General features: G+C 50.4%; 18 protein-coding genes. 9 read left to right on the top strand and 9 right to left on the bottom strand.

Annotated features, from left to right (window positions below):
* Positions 1-3: 3 nt before the first annotated feature.
* Positions 4-1,299 (bottom strand): EAL domain-containing protein, encoded by a 1,296-nt coding sequence (locus tag Q397_RS20800; RefSeq protein ID WP_051609646.1) that lies wholly within the window; start codon positions 1,297-1,299, stop codon positions 4-6.
* Positions 1,299-2,558, bottom strand: a complete 1,260-nt coding sequence (locus Q397_RS0102860; protein ID WP_028878126.1) for an EAL domain-containing protein — start codon at positions 2,556-2,558, stop codon at positions 1,299-1,301. The genes Q397_RS20800 and Q397_RS0102860 overlap by 1 nt, the downstream gene beginning before the upstream one ends.
* A 155-nt stretch (positions 2,559-2,713) precedes the next feature.
* Between Q397_RS0102860 and Q397_RS0102855 the strand changes: the two genes are divergently transcribed.
* Positions 2,714-3,649 (top strand): UDP-glucuronic acid decarboxylase family protein, encoded by a 936-nt coding sequence (locus Q397_RS0102855; RefSeq protein ID WP_038012770.1) that lies wholly within the window; start codon positions 2,714-2,716, stop codon positions 3,647-3,649.
* Positions 3,650-3,653: 4 nt separating this feature from the next.
* On the opposite strand, the gene Q397_RS0102850 is transcribed toward Q397_RS0102855, so the two are convergent.
* On the bottom strand, positions 3,654-3,851 hold the full coding sequence (locus tag Q397_RS0102850; RefSeq protein WP_028878124.1) for a hypothetical protein: 198 nt from the start codon (positions 3,849-3,851) through the stop codon (positions 3,654-3,656).
* Between the two features lie 120 nt (positions 3,852-3,971).
* On the bottom strand, positions 3,972-4,160 hold the full coding sequence (locus Q397_RS0102845) for a hypothetical protein (protein WP_028878123.1): 189 nt from the start codon (positions 4,158-4,160) through the stop codon (positions 3,972-3,974).
* A 275-nt stretch (positions 4,161-4,435) separates the two neighbouring features.
* Between Q397_RS0102845 and Q397_RS0102840 the strand changes: the two genes are divergently transcribed.
* A complete protein-coding gene (locus Q397_RS0102840) occupies positions 4,436-5,011 on the top strand; it encodes an SIS domain-containing protein (protein WP_028878122.1) in 576 nt (191 codons plus the stop codon).
* Between the two features lie 3 nt (positions 5,012-5,014).
* Positions 5,015-6,481 carry a D-glycero-beta-D-manno-heptose-7-phosphate kinase gene (gene rfaE1 / locus Q397_RS0102835; RefSeq protein WP_028878121.1) on the top strand — a complete coding sequence of 489 codons (1,467 nt, stop codon included), beginning with the start codon at positions 5,015-5,017 and terminating at the stop codon, positions 6,479-6,481.
* Positions 6,482-6,487: 6 nt separating this feature from the next.
* On the opposite strand, the gene Q397_RS20795 is transcribed toward rfaE1, so the two are convergent.
* On the bottom strand, positions 6,488-7,279 hold the full coding sequence (locus Q397_RS20795) for a DUF2189 domain-containing protein (protein ID WP_051609645.1): 792 nt from the start codon (positions 7,277-7,279) through the stop codon (positions 6,488-6,490).
* 72 nt (positions 7,280-7,351) lie between these two features.
* On the opposite strand from Q397_RS20795, the gene Q397_RS0102825 reads away from it, so the two are divergent.
* The gene (locus Q397_RS0102825) at positions 7,352-7,867 is read left to right on the top strand and encodes an O-acetyl-ADP-ribose deacetylase (RefSeq protein ID WP_028878120.1); all 516 of its coding nucleotides are present in this window, start codon (positions 7,352-7,354) and stop codon (positions 7,865-7,867) included.
* Between the two features lie 5 nt (positions 7,868-7,872).
* On the opposite strand, the gene Q397_RS0102820 is transcribed toward Q397_RS0102825, so the two are convergent.
* Both Q397_RS0102820 and Q397_RS0102815 read right to left on the bottom strand, forming a co-directional pair.
* A complete protein-coding gene (locus Q397_RS0102820; RefSeq protein ID WP_028878119.1) occupies positions 7,873-9,219 on the bottom strand; it encodes an adenylate/guanylate cyclase domain-containing protein in 1,347 nt (448 codons plus the stop codon).
* A gap of 17 nt (positions 9,220-9,236) precedes the next feature.
* Entirely contained in the window at positions 9,237-9,926 is a 690-nt protein-coding gene (locus Q397_RS0102815) for a response regulator transcription factor (protein ID WP_028878118.1), read from the bottom strand.
* 157 nt (positions 9,927-10,083) lie between these two features.
* Between Q397_RS0102815 and ribA the strand changes: the two genes are divergently transcribed.
* From ribA to Q397_RS0102800, 3 genes are all read left to right on the top strand, one after another.
* The gene (gene ribA / locus Q397_RS0102810; protein ID WP_051609644.1) at positions 10,084-11,241 is read left to right on the top strand and encodes a GTP cyclohydrolase II; all 1,158 of its coding nucleotides are present in this window, start codon (positions 10,084-10,086) and stop codon (positions 11,239-11,241) included.
* A 165-nt stretch (positions 11,242-11,406) separates the two neighbouring features.
* The gene (locus Q397_RS23795; RefSeq protein WP_051609643.1) at positions 11,407-12,429 is read left to right on the top strand and encodes a hypothetical protein; all 1,023 of its coding nucleotides are present in this window, start codon (positions 11,407-11,409) and stop codon (positions 12,427-12,429) included.
* 7 nt (positions 12,430-12,436) lie between these two features.
* Complete coding sequence (locus Q397_RS0102800) at positions 12,437-12,946, top strand: L,D-transpeptidase family protein (protein ID WP_028878116.1); 510 nt, start codon at positions 12,437-12,439, stop codon at positions 12,944-12,946.
* Between the two features lies 1 nt (position 12,947).
* Here the strand turns inward: Q397_RS0102800 and Q397_RS0102795 are convergent, their stop codons facing one another.
* Positions 12,948-13,625, bottom strand: coding sequence for a YggS family pyridoxal phosphate-dependent enzyme (locus Q397_RS0102795; RefSeq protein ID WP_028878115.1), 678 nt, complete (start codon positions 13,623-13,625; stop codon positions 12,948-12,950).
* Between the two features lie 30 nt (positions 13,626-13,655).
* On the opposite strand from Q397_RS0102795, the gene Q397_RS0102790 reads away from it, so the two are divergent.
* Positions 13,656-14,267, top strand: a complete 612-nt coding sequence (locus Q397_RS0102790; RefSeq protein ID WP_028878114.1) for a thiamine phosphate synthase — start codon at positions 13,656-13,658, stop codon at positions 14,265-14,267.
* 245 nt (positions 14,268-14,512) lie between these two features.
* The gene (locus tag Q397_RS0102780; RefSeq protein ID WP_028878113.1) at positions 14,513-15,067 is read left to right on the top strand and encodes a class I SAM-dependent methyltransferase; all 555 of its coding nucleotides are present in this window, start codon (positions 14,513-14,515) and stop codon (positions 15,065-15,067) included.
* 60 nt (positions 15,068-15,127) lie between these two features.
* Here the strand turns inward: Q397_RS0102780 and Q397_RS0102775 are convergent, their stop codons facing one another.
* Positions 15,128-16,246, bottom strand: coding sequence for a porin (locus Q397_RS0102775; protein ID WP_169737958.1), 1,119 nt, complete (start codon positions 16,244-16,246; stop codon positions 15,128-15,130).
* Positions 16,247-16,250: the final 4 nt, after the last annotated feature.

The following is a 16,250-nucleotide window of genomic DNA, read 5'->3' as shown; positions in this document are numbered from 1 at the left end:
GACTTAAGTCCGTTTTGACAGCGACTTTTTATGCCCGCTCTGCTTTTCGTGGGCTGCCGCGCGTTTTTTGAGTACACGCATGCTTTTACGGCGATTCTCTTCCGCGATCAAGGCTTCAACATGGCGGCCCTGATAAAGCTCAATACCGATCTCGCGCCCAAACTCCACCGACTCTTCCGTATCACACCGGCTCAGGATCACACGGGCAGGCCCCGTTAGCATAATATGGCGTTTGACCCGATCCGTCAGGTCATGGCCACCCAATAAGATATCAGGGTGCCAGATCAATTTGATCAAATCGGCTTCCAGACGTTCCCGATCAATAAAGGGTAAAGTCTTATAATTCACCCCGTCAATACAGATGCGATAGCCACGCTGTTTTACAAACTCACGGGCAAATAGATAGGCGTTGAGGTCACTAAAGACATCCAGCTGTTGCAGTTCCAAAACGATATTGCCCCGCATGGCCGCAATCACATTTTCGTCAAACTTCAGAAACTCTGGGGACAGCAAGGTCGCCACATTCAAATTGATGCTGATATCACCGGTAATATCGCGGTCTTCCGTCTTGCTAAGCAAAGACAGCACACGACGATCCAGCGTTTCCGTCAAATGCTGGAACAGCCACGGCGAGGACGTCAGGTTGGAACCCGGCAGCAACGTATCACGCAGATCCGAAATAGAAATAAACAACTCGCTGAAATAAGGGTTTGGCACATTTTGCGCGCCTTCCACCTTACAGACATATTGACGACGCACCATATTGGTCAAATCGGCGGCTTTTAGGGCTTCCACCAAACGGTCCAGCGTGCGCGGCGTCAGTTTTTCGCCTTCTTCCTGCTTCGCCAACAAATTGGCTTTCACGTCATGGGATGGACCTGTCAAGCTACCTGCCTTGTTTTGGGCATCCACTAAATCACGGGCCATGGCGACGATCTGGTCATATTCCGTTTCCACATCAAACCAACTGGTAAAGCCGTGCCCGTCCACTTCTTCTTCCGACAAAAGCGGGTCATCGCCAAACAGAAATTTCACTTTCTCCAGCGCCTGTTCCACCTGCCCCATGGCTTCCATCTTAAAAATAAAGACGATATCTGAATTATGCAGGACAAACAGTTGGCCGAACAGTTCTTTGACCAAGCCTTCAAACGCGTCCGCCGCGACACGGATATGATGTTCACGACGGTTAAACGGGCGCAGTTTGGACAGATGCAGATGCATCATTTCGCGGCCCTGTCGGTGATGTTCCAAACGACGGACATAATCGTAAAACAGGCTTTCCTGATTTTGCGTCCCCATCAGTTTGCCTCCCGTCTTGCTTTGGCAGCGGCTTTTTGCGTCATGGCCTCCACCAATTTATCCACAAAGAACCCTTGGAAACGCTGGACGCCCAATTGCAGGCCAAAGCGCACCGCTTCTTCCCCATCTACGTGGGAGATAATGATTTTTTGCGACCCGATAGATTGGATCAGCTCGCGCATTTCAGCTTGTCCCGATTGTGTCGCTGACGCCCCTAAACGATCCCCCCACGCGATTTTATAAAAGTCAGCCTGCAAACGGCTGGGATCATAATAATCCAGCACCAAAGGCTGAATGGCATCAATGAGCACCTGATACCCCCGCGCATGCAACAGATCGCGGATTTCTTCATAAACAAAAATATCCGAAAACACATCAAGGGGCTGGAATTCAAGGATCACCCGATGGGCCTGATCGCCGACAAACTGATCAAACATCTGAAAATCTTTAGTGTGGATCGTTTGTAAGTTCAAATTCAGGCTAATGACCTTGGGCAAATCATCCATGGACTGGCTGCGCAACATCAACAAGACCCGTTGATCCAAAATCATGGTGAGATATTGAAACAACCAACGATCCGCCAACAAATCAATATCCGGTGCTACGGCTTTGCGCAGATCATTGATGGAGACAAAATATTCCCGAAACAGCAATTGTCCCTGACCGTTGGTTCCAACCTGCACCGCAGACTGATGGCGCATCAAGGGCCGCGCATCCAATTGTTTAAAGCTACGGGCCAATTGGTCGAGATTTTTAGGGGTGAGCTTTTCATCTTCCATCACGGAAGTACCGGTTTTCATCTTTAACGCCATACCACTGAGGGCGGCGGTAACGACGGCTTCTTTAAAGAAGCTGAAATCTTCTTCCAGATCAAACCAGCTCGACAGCATTTCTTCGCCCGCAATATCGCGCTGTCCGATGAGGGGATCAGCCTTAAACAACATGCGCACCGTATCCAAGGCCTTGTCAATTTCACCGACTTTAGTGCTTGGACAGGTCAAAACGATATCGAAATTACCCAGAATAAACAGTTCCGCCCCATGGTTAACGCTGATCGGATCAAAAGCACGTTCTGCGATACGGATATAATCAGGGCGGCGGTTGGCCTTTTGCAATCTGGATAAATGCACATGCACCGCACATTGGCCTTGCGGGTTTTTCTCCAGATATTGCAGGTTTTCCAACAACTTGTTTTCAGGCCCATTGATATCGGCCCGAATAGCTTTCATTACCAAGGCATCATTTTCTGTTTGTGCCATCGCCGTCTTACTTTCTCATCCCTGATTGAGCATTTTCTTCCCAGACAATACCATAGCGATAAAACTCTTCATAAAAAATTAAATTCATCTATGTTTTTCCGGTCGAGAATGTTAAACGCAACCTGCAAGACTTCAAGGGAGATAAACTCGTGCATATGCGTAAACGGATTTTGGTGACAGGTGGTGCCGGTTTTTTAGGGTCTCATTTGTGTGAACGCCTCCTCAACGAAGGCCATGACGTTATTTGCGCCGACAATTTTTTTACAGGCAGCAAAGACAATATCCGGCACTTGCTTGATAATCCTTACTTCGAATTGATGCGCCACGATGTCACCTTCCCGCTTTATGTGGAAGTGGACGAGATTTACAACCTCGCCTGTCCGGCCTCTCCGGTTCATTACCAACACGATCCGGTCAGCACGACCAAAACAAGCGTGCATGGGGCAATCAACGTGCTTGGGCTTGCAAAACGCGTCAAAGCCAAAGTCTTTCAGGCCTCGACCAGCGAAGTGTATGGCGATCCCGAAATTCATCCCCAACCGGAAGAATATCGCGGCAACGTCAACCCCATCGGTCCACGCGCCTGTTATGACGAAGGTAAGCGGTGTGCGGAAACCCTATTTTTCGACTACTACCGCCAGCACAATGTAAACATCCGCGTTGCCCGTATTTTCAACACCTACGGCCCGCGTATGCATCCAAATGACGGGCGTGTCGTGTCCAACTTTATCATGCAGGCGCTACGCAACGAGCCGATCACCATTTATGGCGACGGATCACAAACCCGATCTTTCTGTTATTGCGATGACCTCATCGACGGCTTTATCAAATTGATGGCCGCCAGCGACGACGTGACCGGCCCGATCAACCTTGGGAATCCGAGTGAGTTCACCATCAAGCAGCTGGCAGAGAAAGTCATTGACATGACCGGATCAAAATCCACCCTGACCTTTGAAGATCTGCCGGTTGACGACCCGCTGCAACGCAAGCCCATCATCGACAAAGCGCGCGAGCACCTGAATTGGGAACCCAAAATCGCCCTTGAAGAGGGTCTTAAAAAGACGATCTCTTTTTTCGAAAAAATGGTCTAACGCGTTAATACCGCCCGATCGACTGCCCTTTTAAAAAGCGGATTGTGCTTGCCACATCATCCCATCGGCTTTCTTTGGCTTTATCTATGGCGCCCTGATAGCCAAAGGCCCGCACAAGCAGATGTGCGAGCTCCTCACGGCGATCACTTTCCTGTGGATGGGTGTATCGGGTTTTTCGCGATAATGTCAGGGTAGAATACATATCTCAAACCTCCAAACCAAGTGTCATGCCCCGTTTTACGGGGGCAGCCATTCGTTTATACACTTTGAGATATGTTCATTCCGGCTTCGTTTCAAGCCTTAGGGCATAAGATTTTTGAACTTATGCCACGCCGCGATAGTCGTCCTGCATAAAACGCAGTTCTTCTGCCACGTTAAACCATTGAAATTCCATGGCGGTGCAGATCGCATCATTATACCCCATGCTCAGAAGCAGGCGCTCGGCATAGTCGCGTACATCTGTTTGATTGGAAGCCTGTAAGCTTTGCATTTGTTCAACCATAGTCAACATTATGAACCTCTTATCCTTAGGGTTTTTTAATGTGATCGGGCGTTCTTCGACACAAGAACGGGGGTAAGTCTGCCGAGAAAACGCCCGATACGGAGGTATGTCCGTTTCACAATGCTATATAAACACACTAATGTTGCATGGGTTTTTCCAGAATAATTTATTTTGTTTCAGTTTATTTCAAAATTTGTAAGACGATCCTCCAACCAAGCCTTTCCCCCTCTAAAAAGGCGCGCTATAAAGGCTTTTTCTACCCAATAACGTAAAGTGAAGAGCTGATGGATTTACATACCCTTTTCCAAAGTGAATTCGACCGCCACCAAGCGGCTGTGGATGCCACACGCAAACAGTTGGAAGCGCCCTTTACCCAGTGGGTAGAAAAATCCCTGCACACCCTGAAAAACGGCGGCAAGATCATTTTCTTCGGTAATGGCGGCAGTGCCTCAGACGCTCAGCATCTGGCAACCGAACTGACGGTACGCTATGTCAAAAACCGACCAGCCCTCGCCGCCCTTGCCCTGACAACCGACACATCGGCGCTGACCGCCATTGGCAACGATTTTGGGTTTGAAGATATTTTTTCCCGTCAGGTCGAAGCCCTCTGTCAGGACAAAGATCTGGTGATCGGCATCACCACCTCCGGCACCAGCCCCAACGTCATCAAAGCCCTCAAAGCCGCCAACGCCATTGGCGCGACCACCGTTGGTCTGGGCGGACGCGATGGCGGCTTATTGCCTGAACTTTGCGATGTCAGCCTGATCATCCCGCATCAGGAAACCGCGCGCATTCAGGAAATGCATATCACCCTTGGGCACGCCTATTGTCAGGCGCTTGAAAACGAAGCAGGGTCTTAAGTTATGAACAGCCGCACCCGTCACCTTGAACTCCTCAATCGTGCCTCGAACGTCGATATCCTGTGCGTCGGTGATATTATGCTGGATCGATTTGTCTACGGCTCGGTTGATCGCATTTCACCGGAAGCCCCGATCCCTGTCATGCGGATTAATCGGGAACAATCCATGCTCGGCGGGGCCGGCAATGTGGTGCGCAACCTGTTAAGCCTTGGGGCCAACGCACGCTTTTGCGGGCTTGTCGGCAAAGATGAAGCCGGGCGCGAAGTGGCATCCTTGCTGAATGAAGATGATCAATGTACCGCAAACCTGATTGTGGATGATCATCGTCCGACCTCAGTTAAAACCCGCTTCATGGCGTCCAACCAACAAATGTTGCGCGCCGATCACGAACATATCGCCGCCTTAAGCGAAACCCAGCAACAGCAATTGCTGCTGGATGTTGCAGAAAGCCTGCCCGATGTACAGGTGATGGTGCTGTCCGATTACGGCAAAGGCGTGTTGGAAGGCGACAATACCCAACATCTGATCACACTGGCGCGCAAAGCCGGCATTGCGGTGGTTGTGGACCCGAAAGGCAATGATTACAGCAAATATCGCGGCGCAACCCTTGTCACCCCCAACCGCAAGGAACTGAGCGAAGCCAGCCAGATGCCGTGCGATAATGACCAATCCATCATCGCCGCCGCCCGTCATATCATCGAGACCTGCGGCATTGAAAATGTTTTGGCGACCCGTTCCCAAGACGGCATGACACTGGTAACCAAATCTGGTGAAGTGGTGCATCAGGCCACCGTCGCGCGTGAAGTTTTTGATGTCTCCGGTGCAGGGGATACGGTCGTTGCGACCCTCGCCCTTGCCCTTGGGTTAGGTGCGAGCCTGTCAGAGGGGGCAGAACTTGCCAATATCGCGGCTGGAATCGTTGTCGCCAAGACAGGGACCGCCAGCGTCTATCAGGACGAACTGGTCAATGCGCTGCACCATCAGGAACTTAATCAGGCCGAAGCCAAAATTCTTGATCGCCCGCACGCCAAAGACAAAGTCGTCCATTGGCAACGCCAAGGGCTCAGCGTCGGCTTTACCAACGGCTGTTTCGATTTACTCCATCCCGGTCATATTTCGCTGATCAAGCAATCGGCGGCGCAATGTGACCGCTTGATCGTTGGGCTTAACAGCGATGCGTCGGTCAAACGCTTAAAAGGCGACGAACGCCCCATCCAGACGGAGATGGCACGTGCAACCGTCCTCTCTTCCCTCGCTGATGTGGATATGGTCGTCATCTTTGAAGAAGACACGCCCATGGAAACTCTTTCTGCCTTACTGCCTGACGTCCTGATCAAAGGAGCGGATTACACCATTGATCAAGTGGTCGGGGCGGATTTAATCCAGCAAAATGGGGGCCGCGTCTTCCTTGCGCAATTGGAAGACGGTTTTTCCACCACAAATACGGTCAATAAGCTGAAAAACAGCTAAGTTTCCTTAATTTTCAGATCCTAAAACCTGCTGATAGGCGTGCCATGTCGCATGTCCAATCAGCGGGAAGGTAAGTATCAGCCCCACCCCGGTCACCAATCCGGCAAACATCAATAAAACGATCAAGAATGCCCACAAGATCATCACATGAAAATTAAGATAGATCGCATAGGCACTGGTCAACATTGCCGGAATCAACACCGTTTTCCGGTCAATCATCATCGGGAGAGAAAACGCCCCGCTAAAAAAGATGATCACCGCAAATACAGCCCCTAATGCCGTAATCATAAAGGCAAAATGCAGCCCTTCAAGGGACATGGCACGATCAAGGATCGGCCCCCATTCCGGCATCACGCCAGGAAAGGCGATGGCAAACAGGGTAAAGGACAACCGAATCCAGACCATAAACAAGAAAACCTGTGCAATCCCCATCGCCATCACCGAATAGGTATTGCGCTTAAATCCAAAAACCGCATGTCCAAGCTGAAAAGGCGTTCCCTGCTGTCGGCGCAAACTACCTTCATAAAATCCTACAGCAAGCGCCGGACCAATCAGCAAAAAGCCGGACAGCGACGGCAGGACCAGATAAGGCAGCTCCAAATGGTAAAAACCAAAGGAGACAAATACCCCCAGAATTAGAAAAAGGGCAGCATAGATCATGCTCACCCCTTTTAACGCTTTGGTATCGGCCCAGCCTTTTGCCAGCCATTGAAACACATCGTCCGTATGGACCTTGCGCACCAGCGCCATTTCAGGCACCAGAAATCCCGCTGTGGATTGTTTAATTTCCTCACTCATATAACCTCCCCAAAGGTGTCCGCCTCTGTTTTTTGATGTATACTCTAAACTTTCAATTGGAGGGCGCTAACCTTGGCAACTTTGTCTGTTACACAAGATGACATTACGACACTCTCAGTAGATGTGATTGTAAATGCAGCAAATTCAAGTCTTTTAGGAGGGGGTGGTGTTGATGGGGCCATTCATCGGGCCGCCGGCCCCGCTTTATTGGCGGAATGTCGCACCCTTGAGGGCTGTGCGACGGGGGAAGCAAAACTCACCAAAGGCTATAACCTGCCCGCACGCTATGTCATCCATACCGTCGGGCCGATCTGGGCGGATCACCGTGAAGAAACAGCCGAACGTCTCTTGTTCAATTGTTACTTTAACTCTCTCAACCTCTGCCTTAAAAATCACCTAGGAGTTATTGCTTTCTCTAACATTTCAACGGGTGTTTACGGCTTCCCCAAACAACGTGCCGCGGAAATCGCGCTCAAAGCAGTAGAAGTTTTCGAAGAAGAACAGGGCGGCATAAAAGAAATCATCTTTTGTTGTTTCGATATCGAAAACAAAAACATCTATGAAGCACTTTTAGCAAACCGAACCTGACAGGGCTATTCCTTCAAAACGATGATATCCATAGGCTGATCCACCCCCGCCACACGGCGGTTTGGGCGCAATTCCCAACGCGCCTGCGCGTTCGTATAGCCTTGTTTTACGGCATACTCCAAGGTTTCGCGTGTCGCAATGGCCCGCCCCCCTTCACTCTTGGTCTGCTTTTCCATTTTTGCCGACACATTGGCGGCATCCCCGATCACGGTATATTCCAACCGGTGCTCTTCCCCAATCACCCCAAACACAATAGGGCCGGAGGCGCAGGAAGCATGGATGACCACGGGGTCCAGCCCCTCTGCCACCCTTTCCACATTCCAGCGGTCGGACGCCTTGATAATCTCTTCCATCGCGCGCAACGCATCTGCTCCGTGGCTGTCAGATTCTGCCAATACCCCAAAATAAGCCATAATTCCGTCACCGGTAAACTTGTCCACATGCCCGTTATAGGCGGAGATGACCGGCACAATACGGGCATGATACTGGGTAATCAGCGCGATCTGTTCTTCGGGTGTGGAGCGTTTCGTCAGCGGTGTAAACCCGCGGATATCCACGTTTAAAACCGAGGCTTCGCGCGAAACCACATCCCCGATGGCCGCATCACATTCCGATGACTTGATCTGATTAGCCAAATCTTGCGAGAAAAAACGCGACAAGGATTGCGCGGCCTGCGTCTGAGACACCGCCTGCACCAATAAACTACGGGCGCGCACAATCGCCAATCCAAGAATCAGGGAAACCAGAATAATCGACATCATCTTGTCAAATTCCGCCCCGATCAGGACGCTGTTGGACGTGAGATAATGCACGTAATCACGGGTCACCATATTGTGCATATCATCGGCATAGACCACATAACCGACCATAAAGCCCCAGCCGACAACCGCGGCCAGACCACTCAGCAAAATATAACGCGCCTCAAAGCGCAAGGCCCGCAAAGCAATGAAAATAAAGATGTAAAGAACCGTTGGCGCTTTTAGATAAAAGCTCGGTGGTTGCATATATTGCAGGTGAAAACTAAAGATCGTGCCAAACAACAATAAAATATCTGCCACAATCGACAGACCGATCATCCAGCCCGTCAAGCGCATACGATAACTTAAAACCAGCCGAAAAACCGTAAACATAAAATACAGCGACAGGACATAAGGCACCGGTGCAAAGGTCGCATCCGGATGAAAGGTTTTCGGTGAAATCGCATAAACCGTGCCGAAGGTCAGCACCACCCCCAGCTGGATCCAGCCGATCAACTGTTCAGAGGTATTTTGCTGATCAATCATCGCCTGCTCTACCCGTGCGGGCAAATTATCGTGAGCAGTGATCCCCAACCATTCTTTTATCTGTGCCATCTTCCCCCCTTTATTTTTTAAGGAACCAGCTTGTAGCCCCCGGGTTCGGTCACAAGAATCTGGGCGTTGCTTGGGTCTTTTTCAATTTTCTGGCGTAATCGATAGACATGGGTTTCCAGCGTATGGGTCGTAACACCTGCGTTATAGCCCCAAACCTCGTCGAGCAGCGTATCACGCCCGACCACTTTGCCATTCGCCCGATACAGAAACTTGATGATGTTGGTCTCTTTATCAGTCAGGCGGACTTTTTTATCCGTTTCACTTTCTACCAGCATCTTTGCAGCGGGTTGGAAACTGTAAGGCCCGACCGTAAAGACGGCATCTTCGCTTTGTTCATGTTGGCGTAAGTGCGCGCGTAAACGTGCCAGCAAGACACCAAGGCGAAAGGGCTTGGTAATATAGTCATTCGCCCCCGCATCCAGGCCAAGGATCGTATCTGCATCCGTATCGGCACCGGTCAACATAATGATCGGGCACTTAACCCCTTGCTTACGCATCAGGCGACAGACGTCACGCCCATCCATATCCGGCAGGCCCACATCCAGGATCACCACATCGAAACTGTCTTTCTGCGCCGTTTCCAGAGCTGTTGTCGCACCATCTGCTTCAACCACGTCAAAATCTTCATGAAGCTGCAATTGCTCGGACAGCATTTGGCGCAGCGAATCGTCATCATCGACCAGCAACACACGCTTTACATTGGACATTTTAACGGCCTTTTTTCTGCGGAAATTGATCTCTTTGACACCATACCAACTAAAAAATATTTCGTATAGTCGCCTCACGCACCGATAACGCTATTGTGAAAGAAGGACTTTCGTCTTAAATAAAGGGACCCTTCTCATTTTATTTGACGCTATTACTATGCCCCATCGTCTTTCCATTACCCTGACAGAAACTGAAACAGCGGCCCACACACCGTCTTTGCTGACGGTTGATCGTGCCATCTCCGATTTGCGCCGCGGACAGATTGTGGTGATTGAAGACGACAGCGGTGCGCTCACACTCACGCTTGCCTCTGAAGGCGCGACCAAGACCGCGATTCAACGCCTGAAAAGCCTGAGCAATCACCAGCCCCATCTGATTTTGACGTCAACACGCGTGCACACGCTGGGCCTTGGACAGTTTAAAAACAAAGCCGTTTGCGTTGAAATGGGCAAAGCCCTGCGCCCCGACCTCATCGAAGGATTGGTCAATCCACTGGCGACCATTTCCAAAAACGACTTTTTCGATATTACCTTCAGTGATGTCCCGCTGCAAAGCGGTGAAAGCGCGTCGGTTGGACTGACAAAGCTCGCCCGATTGATCCCGTCCTCCATCACCGCGCGTATTGAGACAGAAGACAAACCCGAAAATCTGGATCAATGGCTCAAGGATGAACATCTGCTGCGCGTGAAAGCCGCAGATATCTTTGGTTATGAGGAAATGGCCGCCCGATCCTTACGCGCTGTCAGCGATTCGCAAGTCCCTTTGGCCGATGCGCCCAATACGAAAATCGTCGCCTTCCGCCCAGCAGATGGGGGCATTGAACATTTTGCCATTATTATCGGCACGCCTGACCCGCAAGACCCTGTCCTGATCCGTATCCACTCAGAATGTTTCACAGGTGATCTGGTCGGCAGTTTACGCTGTGACTGCGGCGATCAATTGCGCGGTGCCATTAAATCCATTGCAGATCAAGGCTCCGGCATTTTGCTCTATCTCGCGCAAGAAGGCCGCGGTATCGGCTTGGTCAACAAGTTACGCGCTTACAAACTGCAAGACACCGGCGTAGACACTTTTGATGCCAACGAACAGCTTGGGTTTGATGCGGACGAACGGGTCTACCTGCCTGCCGCGCAAATGCTGTCACATCTTGGTGTGAATAAAGTGCGCCTGATGACCAACAACCCGGAAAAGGTCAGTGTTCTGAAATCCTGTAATGTAGATGTGGTTGAACGCGTTGAACATGCTTTTGAAACCAACAAACATAACGAACCTTATATCTTTGCCAAAGCGACAAAGGGCGGGCATTACCTGTAAGGCGCTTTTTGCCGGGGGCGGGGGCGGAATCTTTTGCCGCCTGATTCCCCCTTTATCATCTAACTCACTGATTTTTATAGACCCTTTATTTGGCACGATGTCTGCAACGCTTTCAAAAAATCTATAATTGAGAGCGATAAGACAAGACAATCGGGGACCGAAGATATGGTCGAAACAGCCTATACACAGATTGCGCTATCTCCACAGCCGCAGTCGGACAAAACGCAAGAGCCCACACGAAGTGCAGATGCCCCCAAAGAGGCGGCACAAGCCAACGCTGACTTTAAAATGTTTGGCGATGACGGTCTGTCGTTCTGGGATTTTGTCGATATGATCAATCCCTTACAGCACATTCCTGTTGTTTCCACTGCCTATCGCGCCATCACGGGTGACGAGATCGACCCCGGCGCACGCATGGCAGGGGGCACCCTTTATGGTGGGCCCATTGGCCTTGCGGCGTCCGCCTTCAATGTAATTTTGGAACACGGGACGGGCAAGGATGCTGGCGAACATGTCATCGCGTGGTTTGATGGGGAGGAGGCACCAACCGACGCCCAACCCGTCTATGCGGACAATAGCCAAGCTGCACCGAGCGCTCTCGCCTCAAGCTTTGCCCCCGGCCTACCTGCCAGCGAGACCGATGCCTTTGCCGCCGGTGAAGCCAGCCTGCGCATGGCAGAACTGGAAGCCTTTATGAACCCCAGTATCGCAAAAGAAGTTCCCCTCCCCGTTACCTCTATAAAACAGGATCAAGCCGACAGAGGGTCTGCCTCTGCCGGGACGTGGGCGGCCCCCAAGGATTTGCCGCCGCCAGAAAGCCTGTTTGAACAACCGGTGAAACAAGCCGTCACCCCACCGCCCAACACCATCAGTGCCCCGGCCCCTGCGGTGACACAAGCCGGCGGACAAACCGTTTCGACACCGGGGCAATACCCGGGTTTCCAAGCGAAATCGACACATAGCGACTCCTTGGACGCCTTGCGCGCCTTTGCCCGTGATGTTCAGGCCCAACGTCTGCAACAACAGGGCCAAGAGGTTAAAAAACCTCAAAAATCCCCCGCTGCGGCACCGGCTAATCCCGTACAGACCAACACCTCAAGCCTGAGCCAAACACAGGATAACGCATGGTTTGCCGATATGATGTCACGCAACATGGAACAATATAACAATACCGGGCCCAAGGGATAAAACCTAGATGACACAGAAAAACGAGATTTATGTCAGCGCCGACGGCACCCTGCGTTGGCAAGGCAAAACATACCCCTGTGCGCTAGGGAAAGGGGGTGTCGTTGAAGATAAGACAGAAGGTGATGGCGCCACCCCTACGGGGCGTTACCGTTTAAAACGCGTTCTCTATCGCGCCGATAAGATGATGCGCCCTGAATGCGCCTTAAACGTAACAGAGATCAATGCAACGGATGGCTGGTGCGACGATCCGACCCATCCGGCTTATAATACCCAAGTAAGCCTGCCCTTTGCGGCCTCCCACGAGGAATTACGCCGCACAGATAACATCTACGATATTATCGTGGTCATGAGCCATAACGACAACCCGCCTGTCCCCTATAAAGGCAGCGCAGTCTTTTTCCATCTGGCGCGAGACGGATTTACCCCGACCCAAGGCTGTGTCGCCATTACGGAAGAGGCCATGAGAGATATCCTCAAAACCGTCACTGACGACACCTATATGGTGATCAGCCTGTAAATTAAGCGTCTTGCTTTGGGGGGCGGGTGCCAAAAACAGCCGTTCCCACTCGAACCGATGTGGCCCCGAAACGAATAGCGGCTTCATAATCACCGCTCATACCCATACTCAGACACGATAAATTATTGCGCTTGGCAATTTCGCGCAGAAACGCAAAATGCATGCTCGGTTCTTCATCCGCTGGCGGGATGCACATCAGACCTTTAACCGATAATTTAAGCTCGTCACGACAAAGACGGATAAACTCGTCCGCGTCTTTTGGCAGGCACCCTCCCTTTTGGTCTTCTTCACCCGTATTGATTTGCAAATAGATATCCAGCGTTTTCCCTTGCTTTTCCATCTCTGTTGCCAAAGCACGAGCCAGTTTCGGGCGGTCCACTGTTTCGATGACATCAAACAACGCGACAGCATCCTTGGCTTTGTTGGTTTGCAAGCTACCGATCAGGTGCAACTGCACGCCGTCAAATTCTTCTTGCAAGGCAGGCCATTTACCTTGTGCTTCCTGCACGCGGTTTTCCCCGAAAATACGATGTCCGGCAACCAATGCCTCGCGGACAGTTTCCGCCGTATGAACTTTGCTGACCGCAACAAGGTCAATGTCTGAAGGTTGGCGCTCCGCTTCCTGTGCCGCTGCGGCAATTGAATCCTTCACTTGTGCAAGATTTTCTGCGATACCCATAAAAGGCCCCTTAAGATCAAAAGGTAGAGAATGAGCCGCACCGTATCAGAGCTTGCCCAAAGGCTCAATCACCGGAATGCCAAAGAGCGGAAAATTCCCGCCCTCCTTCTTATGACGGATGCGAAACGACTACCAGATCCTAGCGCCTATATTCCCCGTCTACCCGCTGGATCAGCCGTTATCGTGCGGCATTTCAGCGACAGACAAAAAGAAGAAATAATTAAAAAAATCAGACTCTTGTGCAAGAAACATAAAGTAAAACTTTTAGTTTCAGACAGCCTGCACCTTGCCCTCAAATACAGATTGGATGGCGTCCATTTTCCAGAGAAAAGCGTTCGTAAAATTGCTAATTGCGGCTCTTTAAAAAGGTATCCCAAGCATCTGCTTTTTACTGCCGCCTGCCATTCCGAACGCGCCCTGCACGCTGCCAAACGAGCCGGATGCCACGCAGCACTGCTCTCCCCCATCTTCCCGACCCAAAGCCATCCCGGTGCGAAGTCGTTAGGGAGCTATCAACTCACCTCCCTCTCTCACAGAAGTCCTTTGAACCTTTTTGCCTTGGGAGGGATTACTCAAAAAACGGCTCAGCGAATAAGCACATGCCCAATATCTGGCTTTGCAGGTGTTCGCGGACTTATTTAATCACTTTTAGGTTGGACTCCCCTCGAAATCCTTTAAAAATTATGTCATAAAAGGGCATAAAAAAAGTAATCGGGGAAGCAATATGCTTGATAATTTCGAACTCGTTGGCGAATGGGATAGCGATGCCACGGGTAATAAAGTCGGCCTACGACGGATAGATATGGAATCTGTCATGCGCCATTTCACTACATTCGACGGTCCAGTTCTCCACATCGGTTCAAAAGACCACCTCTCGCTGGCGGCGTGTGTTTGCAGGTAAGCAAGTCATCGGGATCGACATTGAAGAGGGCGACAACGTTGATCACGTTTTTGATATTACGCAAAACATTTCTAGTTTGAGAAAAAAAACCGGCATCAAACAATATTCCACAATTGTTGCCTATCACTTGCTTGAACACGTCAAAAATCCGTTTGAAGTCGCATCCAATATTGAAAAGCTCTTGAAACCTGGTGGGCGCCTCATCGTGAGTGTCCCTTGGGTACAGGCCTTTCATGCCTATCCTGATGATTATTGGCGGATTTCCTTTTCAGGTTTACGCCAACTGTTCAGCAAACTGGACTTTGAGTTTGAATTTTATGCCGATGGGCATGAAGGTTATGGCTATCAATTGCTCTACAATGGCGTGCCAGAACATAGCCCGCGTATGTGCGATCTTGAAGGTCGCCTCTTCCAACTACGCTTTGAAATGGGCGAGATGCCGGAGCAAAAAATGATCAGAAAACTGGACGTTAATAAAATTCAGATGTCTAAACCCATGTGCCAGTATATGGCCTGTAGCGCCGTTGCGGTAAAACGCTAATAAAAAAGGGGAGCGACATATTTATCGCTCCCCCCTTCTTTTCAAGTCTTTATGATCAGATTAGAAAGAAACCTGCAGACCTGTCACGATACCCGTACCTTCGTTGTCGTTGGTAGAGTTCGGTGCATTGTCAGTACCGTTGTCATATTCTGCATGGAAGACAGAACCAACAAGTGCGACACCCGCACCAAGGTCATAAGAAGCACCGAGAACCCATTGGTCACGTGTGTGCTCAAGACCAGAGTTTGCAGCTGTATCTTGCTCCAAATGCATGTAGGCCAAAGAAACGGCATATGGACCAGTTGCGTAAGAAACACCCAGATCCCAACCCATTGCATCGATGTCTTTTTGGTTGTTCTCATTATTGGTATCACGATAAGAACCACCAATCGTGAAGCCAGCAAAACCAACTTCAGCACCGACTCGGTAAGCGTTACGATCTTCAACGCCAGCGCCAGTCGTACCACCATTGTTATTTTGTTGATATGTTACGTCAGCACCGAAAGTTACGCCGCCGAAATCACCGTTGTAAGCAACACCAACATCCCAAGCAGTATCATTGTCTGTATTATTGCCACCAACGTCCACTGGTTCTTCAATACCAGCATCATTACGATCCAAACCATAAGAGACGCCCGCTTGGAAGCCACCTAGGTTTGGAGTCCAATACACCAATTTCTGCCCGTCATTCGATTCAGAAGCAGTGTGTGTTTGATCAGCCGTCACATCACTATCGCCATCATTTGCTGTACCTGGATTATAGATCCAATCCTGGACATCGCCATCGTTGTTGCCGATAGGACCGACAGTCGGTGCTGTGTGGGACAGTGCATATGCAGCGCCTTTAGTTTGGCCGATGCGCAAACGTCCCAAGGACTCGCTAGAAATTTGCAGGAATACGTCATCGCCACCCGTATCATCGCGGTCAGCGTAACGATCGATATTGACGCCGATTGTCAGACCATTGTCCAAAGTCGTGGAACCACGGAAGTACAATTCTGTTTCAGATTCAACTTTGACTTCAGCAAAGTCTTCTTGACCATCAGCATCTTGTGACGCGTACCCAACGTATTGGTTCATATAACCACCGATGGATAGTTTAATCGGGTCAGCAGCATTTGCAGAAGAGACTGCAGCAATAGTTACGATTGCTGTAGAAGCCGCGAGAAGTTTTTTCATTTTT

Source organism: Terasakiella pusilla DSM 6293, assembly GCF_000688235.1.
In the GTDB taxonomy this organism is placed as follows: Bacteria; Pseudomonadota; Alphaproteobacteria; order Rhodospirillales; family Terasakiellaceae; genus Terasakiella; species Terasakiella pusilla.
The sequence above is the reverse complement of the archived record's forward strand: the minus strand, read 5'-3'. Positions and strand labels throughout refer to the sequence as shown.

Coding starts and splice junctions, on each gene's coding strand:
- Q397_RS20800 (WP_051609646.1), bottom strand. CDS start 1,299: ATGGGGACGCAAAATCAGGAAAGCCTGTTTTACGATTATGTCCGTCGT.
- Q397_RS0102860 (WP_028878126.1), bottom strand. CDS start 2,558: ATGGCACAAACAGAAAATGATGCCTTGGTAATGAAAGCTATTCGGGCC.
- Q397_RS0102855 (WP_038012770.1), top strand. CDS start 2,714: ATGCGTAAACGGATTTTGGTGACAGGTGGTGCCGGTTTTTTAGGGTCT.
- Q397_RS0102850 (WP_028878124.1), bottom strand. CDS start 3,851: ATGTATTCTACCCTGACATTATCGCGAAAAACCCGATACACCCATCCA.
- Q397_RS0102845 (WP_028878123.1), bottom strand. CDS start 4,160: ATGTTGACTATGGTTGAACAAATGCAAAGCTTACAGGCTTCCAATCAA.
- Q397_RS0102840 (WP_028878122.1), top strand. CDS start 4,436: ATGGATTTACATACCCTTTTCCAAAGTGAATTCGACCGCCACCAAGCG.
- rfaE1 (WP_028878121.1), top strand. CDS start 5,015: ATGAACAGCCGCACCCGTCACCTTGAACTCCTCAATCGTGCCTCGAAC.
- Q397_RS20795 (WP_051609645.1), bottom strand. CDS start 7,279: ATGAGTGAGGAAATTAAACAATCCACAGCGGGATTTCTGGTGCCTGAA.
- Q397_RS0102820 (WP_028878119.1), bottom strand. CDS start 9,219: ATGGCACAGATAAAAGAATGGTTGGGGATCACTGCTCACGATAATTTG.
- Q397_RS0102815 (WP_028878118.1), bottom strand. CDS start 9,926: ATGTCCAATGTAAAGCGTGTGTTGCTGGTCGATGATGACGATTCGCTG.
- ribA (WP_051609644.1), top strand. CDS start 10,084: ATGCCCCATCGTCTTTCCATTACCCTGACAGAAACTGAAACAGCGGCC.
- Q397_RS23795 (WP_051609643.1), top strand. CDS start 11,407: ATGGTCGAAACAGCCTATACACAGATTGCGCTATCTCCACAGCCGCAG.
- Q397_RS0102800 (WP_028878116.1), top strand. CDS start 12,437: ATGACACAGAAAAACGAGATTTATGTCAGCGCCGACGGCACCCTGCGT.
- Q397_RS0102795 (WP_028878115.1), bottom strand. CDS start 13,625: ATGGGTATCGCAGAAAATCTTGCACAAGTGAAGGATTCAATTGCCGCA.
- Q397_RS0102790 (WP_028878114.1), top strand. CDS start 13,656: ATGAGCCGCACCGTATCAGAGCTTGCCCAAAGGCTCAATCACCGGAAT.
- Q397_RS0102775 (WP_169737958.1), bottom strand. CDS start 16,246: ATGAAAAAACTTCTCGCGGCTTCTACAGCAATCGTAACTATTGCTGCA.